At 29.2% G+C, this 15,610-nt stretch carries 17 protein-coding genes; 12 read left to right on the plus strand and 5 right to left on the minus strand.

The features are described from left to right. Positions 1–3: 3 nt before the first annotated feature. From H518_RS0118375 to H518_RS20205, 9 genes are all read left to right on the plus strand, one after another. Positions 4–402, plus strand: coding sequence for a hypothetical protein (locus H518_RS0118375; RefSeq protein ID WP_028890437.1), 399 nt, complete (start codon positions 4–6; stop codon positions 400–402). A gap of 3 nt (positions 403–405) precedes the next feature. After that, positions 406–1,671 carry an ABC transporter permease gene (locus tag H518_RS0118380; RefSeq protein WP_028890438.1) on the plus strand — a complete coding sequence of 422 codons (1,266 nt, stop codon included), beginning with the start codon at positions 406–408 and terminating at the stop codon, positions 1,669–1,671. A 6-nt stretch (positions 1,672–1,677) separates the two neighbouring features. Further along, positions 1,678–2,583, plus strand: coding sequence for a hypothetical protein (locus H518_RS0118385; RefSeq protein WP_028890439.1), 906 nt, complete (start codon positions 1,678–1,680; stop codon positions 2,581–2,583). Between the two features lie 2 nt (positions 2,584–2,585). After that, positions 2,586–3,344: a thermonuclease family protein gene (locus H518_RS20675; protein ID WP_051263854.1), complete on the plus strand. Its 759-nt coding sequence runs from the start codon at positions 2,586–2,588 to the stop codon at positions 3,342–3,344. 93 nt (positions 3,345–3,437) lie between these two features. Further along, a complete protein-coding gene (locus H518_RS0118395; RefSeq protein WP_028890440.1) occupies positions 3,438–5,297 on the plus strand; it encodes a DNA topoisomerase IV subunit B in 1,860 nt (619 codons plus the stop codon). Next, positions 5,284–5,478, plus strand: a complete 195-nt coding sequence (locus H518_RS0118400; RefSeq protein WP_028890441.1) for a hypothetical protein — start codon at positions 5,284–5,286, stop codon at positions 5,476–5,478. Before H518_RS0118395 ends, H518_RS0118400 begins: the two co-directional genes overlap by 14 nt. Before the next feature lie 204 nt (positions 5,479–5,682). Continuing rightward, positions 5,683–8,388 carry a DNA gyrase/topoisomerase IV subunit A gene (locus tag H518_RS0118410; protein WP_028890443.1) on the plus strand — a complete coding sequence of 902 codons (2,706 nt, stop codon included), beginning with the start codon at positions 5,683–5,685 and terminating at the stop codon, positions 8,386–8,388. Then, positions 8,389–9,075 carry an aspartate/glutamate racemase family protein gene (locus H518_RS0118415; RefSeq protein ID WP_028890444.1) on the plus strand — a complete coding sequence of 229 codons (687 nt, stop codon included), beginning with the start codon at positions 8,389–8,391 and terminating at the stop codon, positions 9,073–9,075. Further along, positions 9,076–9,930, plus strand: coding sequence for a mechanosensitive ion channel family protein (locus H518_RS20205; RefSeq protein ID WP_051263856.1), 855 nt, complete (start codon positions 9,076–9,078; stop codon positions 9,928–9,930). 35 nt (positions 9,931–9,965) lie between these two features. On the opposite strand, the gene H518_RS0118425 is transcribed toward H518_RS20205, so the two are convergent. Next, on the minus strand, positions 9,966–10,379 hold the full coding sequence (locus H518_RS0118425; protein WP_028890445.1) for a VOC family protein: 414 nt from the start codon (positions 10,377–10,379) through the stop codon (positions 9,966–9,968). A gap of 3 nt (positions 10,380–10,382) precedes the next feature. Beyond that, on the minus strand, positions 10,383–11,312 hold the full coding sequence (locus H518_RS0118430) for a 2-hydroxyacid dehydrogenase (RefSeq protein WP_028890446.1): 930 nt from the start codon (positions 11,310–11,312) through the stop codon (positions 10,383–10,385). A 120-nt stretch (positions 11,313–11,432) separates the two neighbouring features. Here H518_RS0118430 and H518_RS0118435 point away from each other — a divergent pair, with 120 nt between their 5' ends. Beyond that, positions 11,433–11,843, plus strand: coding sequence for an Lrp/AsnC family transcriptional regulator (locus H518_RS0118435; RefSeq protein WP_028890447.1), 411 nt, complete (start codon positions 11,433–11,435; stop codon positions 11,841–11,843). Positions 11,844–11,909: 66 nt separating this feature from the next. Here the strand turns inward: H518_RS0118435 and H518_RS20210 are convergent, their stop codons facing one another. Continuing rightward, complete coding sequence (locus tag H518_RS20210) at positions 11,910–12,635, minus strand: (S)-benzoin forming benzil reductase (RefSeq protein ID WP_051263858.1); 726 nt, start codon at positions 12,633–12,635, stop codon at positions 11,910–11,912. A gap of 322 nt (positions 12,636–12,957) precedes the next feature. Here H518_RS20210 and H518_RS0118445 point away from each other — a divergent pair, with 322 nt between their 5' ends. Beyond that, complete coding sequence (locus H518_RS0118445; protein WP_028890448.1) at positions 12,958–13,299, plus strand: hypothetical protein; 342 nt, start codon at positions 12,958–12,960, stop codon at positions 13,297–13,299. Between the two features lie 58 nt (positions 13,300–13,357). On the opposite strand, the gene H518_RS0118450 is transcribed toward H518_RS0118445, so the two are convergent. Both H518_RS0118450 and H518_RS0118455 read right to left on the minus strand, forming a co-directional pair. Then, positions 13,358–14,371 carry a helix-turn-helix transcriptional regulator gene (locus H518_RS0118450; RefSeq protein ID WP_028890449.1) on the minus strand — a complete coding sequence of 338 codons (1,014 nt, stop codon included), beginning with the start codon at positions 14,369–14,371 and terminating at the stop codon, positions 13,358–13,360. Further along, positions 14,372–14,986, minus strand: a complete 615-nt coding sequence (locus tag H518_RS0118455; RefSeq protein WP_028890450.1) for an HD domain-containing protein — start codon at positions 14,984–14,986, stop codon at positions 14,372–14,374. 137 nt (positions 14,987–15,123) lie between these two features. On the opposite strand from H518_RS0118455, the gene H518_RS0118460 reads away from it, so the two are divergent. Continuing rightward, a complete protein-coding gene (locus tag H518_RS0118460; RefSeq protein ID WP_155995267.1) occupies positions 15,124–15,558 on the plus strand; it encodes a hypothetical protein in 435 nt (144 codons plus the stop codon). Positions 15,559–15,610 lie beyond the last annotated feature (52 nt).

Genomic DNA, 15,610 nt, shown 5'->3' on the forward strand with positions numbered 1-15,610 from the left:
AATATGAATCAAATAACTACCGAACTTAAAAGTCATTTCTTAAGACTCTATCAAATAGCATTTGCAGATGATAATTTTGATGTATTAGAAATGCAAATGTTATACAAGTTTGCAGAAGAAAGGCAAGTATCTAAGCAAGAGTTAGAAGCTGTTTTATTATCACCACATCATGAAAGTGTTGTACCAGAAAGTTTAGAACAAAAATTAAAGTATTTATATGATTTAGCAATTATGATTTGGGCTGATGAGGTAGTTACTGATGATGAAATAAATGCTTTAAAAAAGTATTGTTTAAAATTTGGTTTCTTAGAAGAAAACATTGCTGAATTGTGCGAGTTTTTAATAAGTAACGCAAAAGAAAATACGACAAAAGAAGAACTATTAAAACAACTTACAGTATAAATTATGGGAGTAATAAAAAAAATATTCACAATAAAAAAAGAGGATTTTAATACTGTTAAAACATCAGAGAAAGAAATTGTTAAAAAACTTAGATTAACTTTTTTTGAAAGTGGTTATGGTAGCTCAAAACAATCATCAGGAAATTCAAAAGTATTTAGAGCATGTTTGAATGATTTGTATATGGATTATAAAACAGAATGTGCTGAAAACGTTGAACTACAAAAAAAATTAAAAGAACCTCATGTTCAAGAAAAAGGAAGAATAGGTATTGAGTTAAAGAAAAGACAAACAGCCAAAGGATTGTTTGAAGAAGAGATAAAGAAAGAAGAGGGTAAAATAGAAAAGTATAAACATGAAATAGTAGATGTAAAACAAGACCCAGAAAAATATGTTGAAGATGTTGATAAGAAACCTAGAGCACAATTTTATTTAGGGTTGGCAGTATTAATACCAATAACTTTTTATCTCTTGGTATTTTACATGTCAGCATCATTTTCGGCCTTTTTTAAAAATTTTGAAGAAGCAGAATTATCCGCAGCAATATTTGATGGTAATTCATTATCAAAATCTTTAGAGCACGGTTGGTTAGAAGCTGTTTTTATAATTACAATACCATTTGCTTTTATGGGCTTAGGGTATTTGATTCATATGTTTCAAAAACATAAAAATTGGTTGTCGCATGTTAAAGTGGGGGCTTTATTTATTATCACTTTTATTTTCGATGCTATTTTGGCATATCTAATAGAAATGAAGATTTATAATTTTAATAAAACACCAAACTCTCCAGAGTTTAATTTGTCAATAGCTTTTACCAAAGCAGAGTTTTGGGGAATCATCTTTGCAGGTTTTGTAGTGTATATTATTTGGGGATTAGTATTCGATTTTATAATGAAAGAATACGATAACATAGATAAAATAAAAGCATTTATAAGAGCTAAAAGAGAAGCTATTGTAAATTTAGATAAATCGATATCGAAAATAGCGGATAAACTAAATGAAGTAAAAAAAGCAATATCAGAAAAAGAAGGAAAAATCGCAGAGATGCAAAGAACTATTGATGGTTTTGTTTTTCCTAACAAACGTTATTTAACATACCACGCAGAATATGTAAAAGGTTGGTATTTATCAATAGCAGATAATTATCTAGAGCTAGATAAAAAGAATAAAGTACTCTCTACATGTGAAGTGGTAGAAAAAGATCATTTAACAAAATATGATTTGAATGACGAACATACAGAGGGAATTATTTATAAATCACAATTAAATTAAAAAGCAATGAAAAGAAGTATATTATTTATACTAGTAGCTATTTTCTTTTTTACTACAAATGCCTGTAAAAAAGAAAATGCTTCAGAGGTAGTATTAGAAACAGCAAAACAGATTGAGGTAAAGAAGAAAAATTCGAATTTGAATATTAGCATTTTATTAGATCTTTCAGATAGAATAGATCCAGAAAAATATCCTAAAGAATCAATGGAGCTTTTTCAAAGAGATATAGGGTATATAGAATTGATAGCTAAAAATTTTGAAAATCATATTCGAAATAAAAAAAGTAGAAAAATAAAAGATAAAATTCAGTTGTTTTTAGATCCAGAGCCGTCAGATAAAGCGTTGAATCAAAAAATATCAGATTTAAAAATATCTTTTGATAAAACAAACGCAACTAAAGAGTTAATATTAGAAACTTCAAAAAAATATACAAAAACTTGTACCGCTATTTATGAACAGGCAATATCAGACGGAAAATATGTAGGGTCAGATACTTGGGGTTTCTTTAAAAATAAGATTGAAGATTACTGTATAGATGATAATTACAGAAACATCGTTGTAATTTTAACAGACGGTTATATTTATCATAGGGATAATATAAGAAAAGAAAAGAACAGTACTACCTATTTAACTCCAGAAACTATTAAAGGATTTAATTTAAGAACAAGTAAATGGAAAAAGAAGTTTGATGAAAAAGAACTAGGGTTTTTACCAATAGATCAGAATTTAGAAAATTTAGAAGTTTTAGTATTAGGTATTAATCCAGATACACGAAACCCGTATGAAGAAGATGTAATGAAGGAGTATTGGAAAAAGTGGCTAACAGCTATGAATGTGAAAAAGTTTGAATTGAAAAGAACTGATCTGCCTTCACATATTGACAAAATTATAAAAAAGTTTCTCTTTAAATAACTATGCATTTAAAAACACTATTCATTTTACTACTATTTATAACACCAAAAACAGTAAAACTACCAGAAAATTTCTGTGCTAAAGTAATTGGTGTTATAGATGGAGATACTATAGAGGTGTTATACGAAAACAAACCAATACACATACGATTGGCGCATATTGATTGTCCAGAAAAAAAACAACCCTTTGGTAAAAAATCAAAACAATTCGTATCCAATGAAATTTTTGGAAAAAAAGTGAAGATAATTCATAACGGTAAGTGGCATTGGAATAGATTAATAGCTGAGGTGTATTATGATAACAACAAAAATTTAAATAAAGAATTGATAAGTAATGGTTTGGCAATGCACTTTAAAAAATACTCAAAAGACAAAAAATATAGTGAATTAGAGATTGAGGCCAAAAATAGTAAGATTGGTATTTGGTCAAACTCAAGTTTAATATCCCCTTGGGAATACAGAAGAGGAGGCAAAAAGAGAAAAAGCATTGAAAAATTACATGTAAGTAAACAAAAGATTATAAAAATGAGAAAAATAATACCATTTATGTTAATAGGATTTGCATTAACAGCCTTTCAAGAAAAAGAAGTTAAAAAAGTATTTATATGTAAGAGTGTTGCAAGTAAACGCTATCATTTAAAAAAAACATGTAAAGGTTTGAAAATGTGTAAGACAGAAGTGAAAACAACAACGGTAAAGAAGGCAGAAAGACTGGGGAGAATATTGTGTAAATTTGAAAAAAAACAATTAGAAAAGAAATAAACGAAACGCTGTTAATAACTAAATTAGCTGAGTTTTTTTATTTTTACCGTAGGAAATACTACTTTAGCAAAGACTTCAATTTCCTCAACTTTTATGACTCAAGAAACAAAATATACCGAAGATAATATACGCTCGCTCGATTGGAAAGAACACATCCGTATGCGTCCGGGAATGTACATTGGTAAATTAGGTGATGGTTCATCAGCCGATGACGGAATTTATATTTTAGTAAAAGAAGTTTTAGATAACTCTATTGATGAATATGTAATGGGGGCGGGTAAAACCATCGAAATTTCTATTCAAGGAAATAAAGTAATTGTTAGAGATTATGGTCGTGGTATTCCTTTAGGTAAAGTGGTTGATGTAGTATCTAAAATGAATACTGGTGGTAAATACGATTCTAAAGCATTTAAAAAATCAGTAGGATTAAACGGTGTAGGTACCAAAGCAGTAAATGCACTTTCTTCATTTTTTAGAGTAGAATCATCAAGAGATGGTAAATCTGCAGCAGCTGAATTTGAACAAGGTAATTTAACCAATCAAGAATTTTTAGAAGAAACATCACGTAGAAAAGGAACAAAAGTTTCTTTTATACCAGATGAAACCATCTTTAAAAACTATAAATTTAGAAACGAGTATGTTTCTAAAATGCTTAAAAACTATGTATACTTAAATACGGGATTAACAATTGTATTTAATGGTGAAAAGTATGTTTCAGAAAATGGATTGAAAGATTTATTAGAAGATAACAATAGCCAGGAAGATATGTTATATCCGATTATTCACTTAAAAGGAGACGACATAGAAGTTGCAATAACGCATAGTAAAACACAATATTCAGAAGAATACCATTCGTTTGTAAATGGGCAACATACAACACAAGGAGGTACACACCAAGCAGCATTTAGAGAAGCTATTGTAAAAACTATTCGTGAGTTTTACGGTAAAAATTTTGAAGCTTCAGATATTCGTAAATCTATTATTTCGGCAATAGCCATTAAAGTGATGGAACCAGTTTTTGAAAGTCAAACAAAAACAAAACTGGGATCTACTGATATGGGTGGAGAATTACCAACGGTAAGAACTTATATTAACGACTTTCTAAAAACGAAATTAGATAACTTTTTACATAAAAATACTGATACAGCCGAAGCACTTCAAAAGAAGATAATTCAAGCAGAGAAAGAACGTAAAGAATTATCTGGAATTAGAAAATTAGCTAAAGACAGGGCAAAAAAATCAAGTTTACATAATAAAAAATTACGTGATTGTAGAATACACTTAGGAGATACAAAAAAGGAAGCGTATTTAGATTCTACTTTATTTATTACGGAGGGAGATTCTGCATCTGGATCAATTACAAAATCTAGAAATGTAAACACACAAGCCGTTTTTAGTTTAAAAGGAAAGCCTTTAAATTCATACGGACTTAGTAAGAAAATTGTATACGAAAATGAAGAATTCAATTTATTACAAGCAGCTTTAAATATTGAAGATGGTTTACAAGATTTACGATATAATAATATTGTAATTGCTACCGATGCCGATGTAGATGGTATGCATATTCGTTTGTTATTAATTACCTTCTTTCTACAATTTTTTCCAGAAGTAATTAAAGAAGGACATTTATATATCTTAGAAACTCCTTTATTTAGAGTTCGTAATAAGAAAGATACTTATTACTGTTATTCAGAAGAAGAAAAAAGAGAAGCAATAGCTAAATTAAGAGGGAAACCAGAAATAACTCGATTTAAAGGATTAGGGGAGATTTCTCCCAATGAGTTTGTTCATTTTATTGGAGACGATATTCGTTTAGATCCGGTAATGTTAGATAAAGAAATGTCGATTGAGCAAATGTTAGAATTCTATATGGGAAAGAATACACCAGATAGACAAAAGTTTATTATCGAAAATTTAAAAGTTGAATTAGACGTTGCTGATGAAGAAATATAATGCAAAGAAAATAAAGAATATTATTACTGTTTTGTTTGTGTTGGTTTTATTATTTTGGTTGTATTATATTGATTGGAATAATATATTTAATAAAAATAATTCAGGAGCTTTCTTAGGTGTTTTAACAGCCGTAATGATTATTTTTTCATTACAAATGAAAACAAAAAGCAATAATGGATAAACTTAAGAGAGTAAGAATATATATAATAATTGCTTTTACAATTTTTTGTGTTAATTTATTTAATGTCGATTTTGATAACTTGAGTTGGGTAACTAATAAAAGACATTATATAAATATGATTGTTGCTGCACTAGTTTGCATTTCAATTTTAATACTTAGTAAAAAATACAATAAATAAACTCTTAAACGAATACCTATTATTTAATGAGTGAAGAAATAAACGAAAACGAACACGACGAAGAAATGCAGCACCAAGCTGATCCGGTAGAAACGATAACGAAAGTTACCGGAATGTATAAGGAATGGTTTTTAGATTACGCTTCGTATGTAATTTTAGAAAGAGCAGTTCCGTCATTAGAAGATGGTTTAAAACCAGTACAACGTAGAATAATGCATTCTATGAAAGACTTAGATGATGGGCGTTATAATAAAGTAGCGAACATTGTTGGACACACCATGCAGTATCACCCACATGGTGATGCGTCAATAGCAGATGCGATGGTGCAAATTGGACAGAAAGAATTGCTAATTGATATGCAAGGAAACTGGGGTAACATTTTAACAGGAGATCGTGCAGCGGCTTCTCGTTATATAGAAGCTCGTTTATCAAAATTTGCATTAGAAGTTGTTTTTAATCCAAAAACGACAGATTGGAAAATGTCGTATGATGGTAGAAGAAAAGAACCAATAGATTTACCAGTAAAATTTCCTTTATTACTAGCACAAGGAGCAGAGGGAATTGCAGTAGGATTATCAACAAAAATATTACCACATAATTTTAATGAGTTAATAGATGCTTCTATTAAATATTTAAAAGGAAGAAGCTTTAGTATTATACCTGATTTTTTAACAGGAGGAATCGCAGATGTAACTAATTATAATGATGGAGTACGTGGAGGAAAAGTTCGTGTTAGAGCAAAAATTTCTCAACAAGATAAAAAGACGTTGGTTATTACAGAAATTCCTTTTTCAACCACAACAACCTCGTTGATTGATAGTATCTTAAAAGCGAATGACAAAGGAAAAATAAAAATTAAGAAAATTGAAGACAATACAGCAGCCAATGTAGAAATTTTGGTGCATTTACCACCAAATGTATCGCCAGATAAAACAATTGATGCTTTATATGCATTTACAAATTGTGAAACATCTATCTCACCATTAGCCTGTACGATTGAAGATAATAAGCCCGTTTTTGTTGGAGTTTCAGAGATGTTAAAACACTCTACAGATTTAACCGTAAAATTATTAAAACAAGAATTAGAAATTCGGTTAAATGAATTACAAGAACAATGGCACTTTGCATCTTTAGAGCGAATTTTTATTGAGAATAGAATATATCGTGATATTGAAGAGGTTGATACTTGGAAAGGAGTAATTGAAGCAATTGATAAAGGTCTACAACCACATATAAAACACTTAAAAAGAGACATAACAGAAGAAGATATTGTTCGTTTAACAGAAATTAGAATTAAAAAAATATCAAAATTTGATATTGACAAAGCGAAACAACATATTGAAAGTTTAGAAGAACAAATAGCGGAAGTAAAAAATTACCTAGATAATTTAATTGAGTTTGCTATAAACTATTTTAAAAACTTAAAAACAAAGTACGGTAAAGGTCGTGAGCGTAAAACAGAAATTAGAATTTTTGACGATATCGTAGCAACCAAAGTAGTAATGCGAAACACCAAACTTTATGTAAATAGAGAAGAAGGTTTTGTAGGTACTTCACTTAAAAAAGACGAATATGTTACTGAGTGCGCCGATATTGATGACATAATTATCTTTAAAAGCGATGGTAAAATGATTGTTACCAAAGTAGCATCGAAAACTTTTGTAGGTAAAGACATTATTCATATCGCAATCTTTAAAAAGAAAGATAAGCGTACGGTGTATAATATGATGTATAAAGACGGTACAAAGGGACCGAGTTATATGAAGCGTTTTAATGTAACAAGTGTAACAAGAGATAAAGAGTACGATTTAACAACAGGAAATAAAGGCTCTAAAGTTTTATACTTTACAGTAAACCCTAATGGAGAAGCTGAGGTTGTTACCATTAATTTACGATCTGTAGGAAGTATAAAAAAGTTGAAATGGGATATTGATTTTGCTGATTTAGCAATTAAAGGACGTGCAGTTCGTGGTAATCAAATAACCAAGTTTGCAATTCGAAAAATTGAATTTAAATCTGCGGGTGTTTCTACACTAAAACCTCGTAAAATTTGGTTTGATGAAGCTGTACAACGTTTAAATGTTGATGATAGAGGTGATTTATTAGGTGAGTTTAGAGCTGAAGATAAAATATTAATTGCAACTCAATCAGGTAAAATCAAAGCAGTAGCGCCAGATTTAGCAATGCATTTTGATAATGATATGATTATCTTAGAAAAATGGAAACCTAACAAACCTATTTCTGCTATTTATTTCGATGGAGAAAAAGAACGTTATTATGTAAAACGTTTTTTAATAGAAAGTACAGATAAAGAAGAACTTTTTATTTCAGATACAGAAAAATCGAAATTAGAGATTGTTTCTACAGATTATCGACCAGTTGCAGAAGTACTATTTTCAAAACGAAGCTTAGATAAAATAGAAGTGAATTTTGAAGATTTTATAGCAATAAAAGGTATAAAAGCAAACGGAAATCAATTAACTACAGATAAAATACGTACCGTTAATTTATTAGAATCTTTCCCATATGAAGAACCTGAAGAAGAAAAGGTAGAAGAGATTGAGGTAAATGAAGAAGAAGAAATTATTGAAGATAGCTTACCTTTAGATATTGAAGAAGTGCCCCAAAAAGAGTTTAAAACAACAAAAGAAGATAAAGCAAAAAAAGCATTAGAAAGAGCGCTTCAAAAGAAAAAGGCAAAAGATGACGATAGTCAAGAAAGTTTATTTTAAATGAAAACAATAGGATTAATAGGAGGTATTACACCGCAGTCTACCATTATGTATTATCAAGTGCTAAATAAATTAGCCAGTGAAACATTTGGTGAAAAACATTCAGCAAAAGTAGTAATGAACGCTGTAGACTTTGGAGAGATTTCTAAGTTACAATCAGAAGGTAGATGGGATCTTTTAGCTAGGATAATGGTAGATGCTGCAAAAAGTTTACAAGCAGCAGGTGCACATTGTATTTTAATTTGTGCGAATACCATGCATTTAACCATTGCTGAGGTTAGAGAAGCAGTTACTATTCCTGTAATTCATATCGCAGAAGCCACAGGTACTATAATTTTAGAAAGTAAACTAAAGAAAGTAGCCTTGTTGGGAACGAAATATACTATGGAGAAAACCTTTTATACCGATGTTTTAAAAAACATGGGGATAGAAGCAATAATTCCAGAAGAAGAAGACAGAACAATAATTCACGATGTAATTTATAACGAATTATCTAAAGGAATTTTAAATGAAGCATCCCAAAAAGCATATATAGCAATTATAGAAAAATTAGCACAAAAAGGAGCTGAGGGTGTTATTTTAGGATGTACAGAAATCCCTTTGTTAGTTGCACAAAAAGACGTTTCAATTCCTGTTTTCGATACAACAACCATACATGCAACAGCAGCATTTAAACAATCGGTATAAATGGAATATTTACTATCATATCGTTTTAATTTAGATTCTTTTTTAGGGATTTTAGCGTATGTATTACTCATAGTTTTCATTACTTGGGTAATTTCACGAATTATAAGATATTGTATAGTACAGATTATAAAAATTAGAAAAACAGACCAAAACGGAAGAACTAGTATTCAGTTTTTACGTAACTCCGTAAAGTTTTTTATGGGAGTATTAGGTATACTCTATATTATTATGACCGTGCCTGTTTTTAGAAGTAAAGCTACTTTAATTTTTTCTGGAGCCGGTATCTTAGCAGCTATTATTGGTTTTGCTGCGCAAGCAGCTTTATCTAATTTAATAGCAGGGGCATTTATTGTTATTTTCAGACCTTTTCGAGTAGGAGATTATATTAAGTTAGATGATACCCGTGTAGGTATTGTTGAAGACATTACGTTACGGCATACTGTAATTAATAATTTTGAAAATAAACGATTAATTATACCAAACTCGGTAATAAGTACCGATTCGGTATTAAACCATACTATTGAAGACTCTCACGTGCTTAGTTTTAATAATTTTAAGTTAGGAATAAAAGCAAATATTGATTTAGCTCGACAAATTATACAAGAAGAAGCTATTAAGTTACCTTCAGTAATTGATTTTAGAACGCCAGAACAAGTAATGGCAGATGCAAAACAGGTTGACGTACGAGTAATTGATGTACATACAGATCATATACATATGCGTGCTTATGTTTGGTTAAATGAACCATTTCAAGAGTTTAAAACCAAATGTGCTTTAAAAGAAGCAGTACATAAACGATTTTTAGCAGAAGGTGTTGCATTACCTATTCCTATTTATAAAATAGCAAAAATATAATAGCTGTAAATAGGAGAGAGAGATTATAATTACGGTTATTTGAAAATTTCTTCACTATTTTCAAAACTTTTAAACTCCAAAGCATTATTACTATAATCTAAAATAAACATTGTTTGTTGCGTTCCTTTTTTGCCTTCATATCTTTTTTGAGGCTTAACAATAAAATTTATTCCATGTTTTTCTAAACTAACTTTTATGGTATTAAAAGTAGTATTATCAACAATACAACCAAAATGAGGAATAGGAACTTCTAGGTTTTCTACAATTCCGCAGTAATCTAATTCTGGAATATCTTTAGATACATGGGCAGATAACTGATGTCCGAAAAAATTAAAATCAACCCAATTTTTTGTTTGTCGACCTAATTCACAATCTAAAATTGTGTGGTAAAATTTAATAGTACTTTCAATATCTTTTACTTTAAATGCAAGATGAAATTTACTGTTCATAATTTAATATCCTTTTTTTAATGATACACTATTTTTTATTTCTTCTTTATTTAAGAAGCTTTTGTAGTTTTCTGTAATTTGATTGATAGCAGTATTCACATTCGTTAAACTCGCTATATGTGGTGTTATTTTAATTTTCGGATGTTTCCAAAAAGGATGTTCAGCTGGCAAAGGCTCTGTTCTAAAAACATCTAAAAAGGCACCAGAAAGCATTGAGGTATCAAGAGCATTTATTAAATCATTATCAACTAAATGTTCACCCCGTGCAACATTGATAAGAAAAGAACCTTTAGGCAATTTATTAAAGGTGTTTTTATTCAAAATATTTTTTGTACTGGCTGTTAAAGGTAAAAGATTAATTAGAAAATCAGCATTGTTTAAAAAAGCATCAAACTTGTCTTTTTCATGGTAACTCTTAACGTTAGGTATTTCTTTTTTAGAATTACTCCAACCTTTTACATTAAAACCAATCTCAGTAAATTTCTTAGCAACATAACCACCTATTTCTCCCAAACCTAAAATAGCAATGGTGGTATTGTTAATAGATCTATAACTGTTTTGTTTCCAGTTTTTTGTTGTTTTTTGAGTTGAATATAGCGACATGTTTTTTAACTCAGATAAAACAACAGTAATTAAAAACTCCCACATATCGTTAGATAGTCTTTCGTCAATAATACGCGTAATAATGGTGTTTTTAGATATTATCTGTGAATTCGTAATATGATCTATAGCGGCACCAGCAGATTGAATTATTTTGATGTTGGGAAACTCTGTTAATACATTTTTAGTAGGTTTCCAGCAAATAACAAAATCAACAGTATTTTTATCATTTACTTCAGGATATACTTCAATTGTTGTGTTTGGTAACTCTTTTTTTAGAGCTTTTATCCAAGGTGAAACGTTTTTATTTTCAAAGACTAAAAGGATACTCATACTTTGTGAATTTTTATATAAAATTAGAAATAAATTAATAGAAGTTAAAATTGAATGTTTGTAATTTATTTATATTTACAATTGAAATAGCTATTTTATAGCTTAATTAAAATTGATTCGATGGTAGATGATTTAGATAAACAATTAATTGAAGAGTTAAAAAACAATTCTAGATTGTCTTTTGCTGATTTAGGTAGAAAAATAAACTTATCACCATCAGCAGTAAGAGAGCGGGTACAAAAATTAGAAGACACAGGTGTTATTCAAAAATATACAATTCAATTAGACAATAAAAAATTAGGTAATGACTTAGAAGCTTTTATTTTATTAAAAGTTTTCCCTGGACAACTTATACATATTCTTAAAAAAATAAATAGTTTTAAAGAAGTGAAAGAAGCACATAGAATTACAGGGAGCCAAAATATACACTTAAAAGTTGTAGTGAAAAATCAATTAAGTCTGCAAGAATTGTTAGATCAGTTAATGGTATTTAGTGATACCAATACATTCCTAATTTTATCTAAACTTTAATTAATGGGCAATTAAAATTTAGATATTTTTGAAGTAGTTTGTTTTAAGGAAGTTGATGTTTCTATTTTAAAAATTCCGAATATCAATAATATCTCCGTTTTTTAATTGATTTTCGATATCAATTTTATAAATAGAATTAGCAACAAAATCAGGAGAATATAGTTCGTTATTATTCTTTAAATCCACAAAACGCTGTAAACTTGTAAAATCAGATTCATGGGTGTCTCTAATTTGAGTTTGCATGTTTGTATCTACAACACCAGGATAAATAGAAACACATTTTACACCATTTTCTTTTTCATTTTGTTCTGTAGCAATAGCTTTGGTCATCATATCTATTGCAGCTTTAGAAGTACAATATACAGACCAACCTTGATAGGCATTTTTAGCTGCTCCTGATGAAATATTTATAATTTGTTTTTTGCATACGAGTTCTTGAGTCATTTTAATAAATAAACTAGAAAGTATAAGTGGAGTAGTGGTATTTAATTGAATAGATTTAGCAATGTCATTAGTTTTTAAATTTTCTAAATCACCTATTTTACCTAGCCTACCAGCATTGTTAATCAAAGTAATTGATGTTACTTTTTGAAGGAGTATTTCCTTTAAAAGAGAAGTGAATTTTTTTTCTGTTACAGTAAAATCAGATAAGTCAACTGAAATATTTTGAACACTTTCTAATAAAGATGCTGTTCTTGCTAAAGAAAATACTTTGTAGTTCTCAGAAGCATATTTTTTGACTAATGCTTTTCCAATTCCTTTACTTCCGCCTGTAATAATTATAATATTCATAAGGTAAATATACAGAAAACGTTATTGTGAAATTTTAAAATTAGCATATATTTTATAAGTGACTAATTCATTTTTGATTTATTATTTTAATAAGAAAACTTTTGTTAAGTATTTGTTTATTAGGTTTTTAGAGTTTTTTTTGTAACCGTGTATTTACGTTTGTGTTAAAATTCTGTTTGTTAATGTTTGATTTATAGACGCTTAAGGTGTTTTTGTTACAGTGAGATAATTTAGTTTTTAAATTGTACTACGAAAAATAAGGAGAAAGCTGAAAATCCATTAAAAGAGTAAGCACAACTAACCAACTTTAATAATTAGTATTATGTCTCAAACTAAAAACGTGGCAGAAGTAGCCGCAGCAATGCAAACAGTAACAAAAAAATTTGAATGGACTTTGAGTGCTTTTGAAAAGCAAGGGAATTTATGGCTTCAATGGAGTACCAATGCCCCTTTTAGAGCACAACAAGACAAGATTGAAGTTTATGCAAATGGATGGCCTTCAAATCCTGATTCAAACGCAAAAGCATGGACATGGGCAGATGCAAAGAATAGCCCTTGGGATTCTGGATTAAGATGGGGATCAGATTGGTACTGTGCAAGAATTGCACAATCGGCACCTAATGGACCTTATGTATATGTTGAACAAATAATTACAAAAGAATAATTATAGGTATGTAAAGCACCAAGTAATGAACATTTTTTACTTGGTGTTTTATTATTTTTTAAGATGTAGTTTTAGAAGAATACCTACTAACTGAATTTTGTAATTTAGTAATCATTCGGTTACGGAGTTTCTCTGGTTTTTGAATTTCAATAGCATCCCCAAAACCTAAAATCATACGTTCTAACTCATAATTTACTTGAACTAGAATATTAAAAATTACGCCGTCTTCGGTGTGTTTAATTAATCGTTGACTTTTATGAAAAGGCTTTGTAATTACATACGGGGCATTTTTTTTATCTATCCAAAACTGAATACGCTGCGCACGTGTATCTGCAACAGTAGCACCAATAACCTCTTTATAGTAAGCATCACCATCAATAGCTAAATCATTGTATTCCATTTTATCATTAAAAAGAATATTTGATATTCTGTCGAGTGCAAGTGTTATAAATTTTTTTTTATGTGTTGCCAACAAAAACCACCTATTATTGTATTCTTTTAATAATTGCGGATGCACTGTCATGTCGCTTGCTTTATGAGCTTTAAAAGATTGATAGGTAACTGTAATTACTTTTTTATTTTGAATAGCTTTATATATAGGATCAATGTATTCCAATCCTTTTAATTGTTCGTTTTTATCTAAATGAATAATTGGCCTGTTCGTTTTTTGTGATGCATAAACAGAATCTTCTAATCGTTGTAAAACTCCATCCATTTCTTTAAATAAAGAAAAGTCTTTAAACTGACGAAGTACCTGAATTGATTCATTTATAATTTTCACATCATTATCAGTTACAGGAATATTCATAATACTATAGCTTTCTTCTGCATAACGATAGTATTTTCGTTCATACACTTCAATAGGCGCATTATAACCAAGTTTATCACTTCGCATTAACTGAATATCTAATTGAATAGTTCGTTTGCTTACATATACATCTTTTCCTTCATATTCATACAAAGCATCAGAGCAAGCATCAATTAAATCATTTAAAGTCCAACGTTTCATTGTATTCCGTAAACATTGATCTATCGTTTTATAACGGATAAGTGCATTTTTATTAGAAGCCATTTATAAGCTGTTTAATTCATTAGTTAAATTGTGTTTTGCTTGGCCTTCATATAAATTTCTAAATTCATCTGTGGCATAAATAAAAGGCTTATCTATAAAATGTTGCAGTACTTTTTTACGGCCTTTTTTATAAAGTATTTTGGGTACTAACTTGTATTCTTCTCTAATTTGTTTCGTGTAATTAATGTAAGTCTCAGCAGGTGCTCCTAAAATACCTAGGTCGAAATCTACCATCCACTTGGTGTCATTATTAGTAGCTTCATGTGTTTTAGTAGCTATTATTTGCTGATGAATTTTTTCTAAAAAAGAAGTTTTAATATTTATTTTTGATAGATGCTTAACAGCAAAATCAGCACTTTTTTCTTCATTGTCTTGTTTCCATATATTATAAATAACATCGTGGTAAAAAATAGAGAACGCTAAACAATCATAGTTTTCTATATGCTGCTTGTATACATCAGCATATTTAAAAATTTCATTTAAATGTGTAAGATTATGGTATGCTCTATGTTTTTCAGAATAATGTTTATCAATATTTATCCATAGTAATGCTATTTGGTTTTCATCTTTGGTATAGTTAGAAACTAATTTGTGAAATCGCTTTTTTAAATCCATTTGCATAAAAATTTCAATAAAAATAGCAATTAATTTTTTCTACGCAAAAAGATTGCGCACTTATGTATAATATTTGCAACGGAATCATAAGAAAGATATTAAACTCTTTCAAATAATCGCTCCACAAAACGAGGATTTTGTGGAGCAAACAAATAGAAACTATGAAAAATGAATTCAGAACTATACTTTATGAAACGGAACGATTAAAAATAGAACATGAATACGAAGCAACATATTTAATAGATAAGTTAGTAAATGAAACACTGTTGGAAGATAATTTTTATGGAGATCCTGATTGTGCATTAATTGATAAGGATAATAATTGGGCTATTATGGCAGGAGAGCACTTGACATTTTGGACATATGAAAACTGGAAGAGAATAGAAAATGAAGATTTGAAAGATATTCATTCTATTAGACAAAAGGATTTTTATACTGTGGAAATTTTAATAGACCCTTGGTCTGAAAAACCAGCAATATGGGAACTTAATATCCTAAGTTTTGAATATAAGAGGATAAGAGGTTTTTATGATTACAAAGATGAAATGTACAAGGACACTGTTATTTGGTAAAAAGATAATAGGTTTTTAAGGCTTAGTTAGTAAGTCGGAATTTAAATAGGTT

Source organism: Tenacibaculum ovolyticum DSM 18103, from assembly GCF_000430545.1.
Lineage (GTDB): Bacteria > Bacteroidota > Bacteroidia > Flavobacteriales > Flavobacteriaceae > Polaribacter > Polaribacter ovolyticus.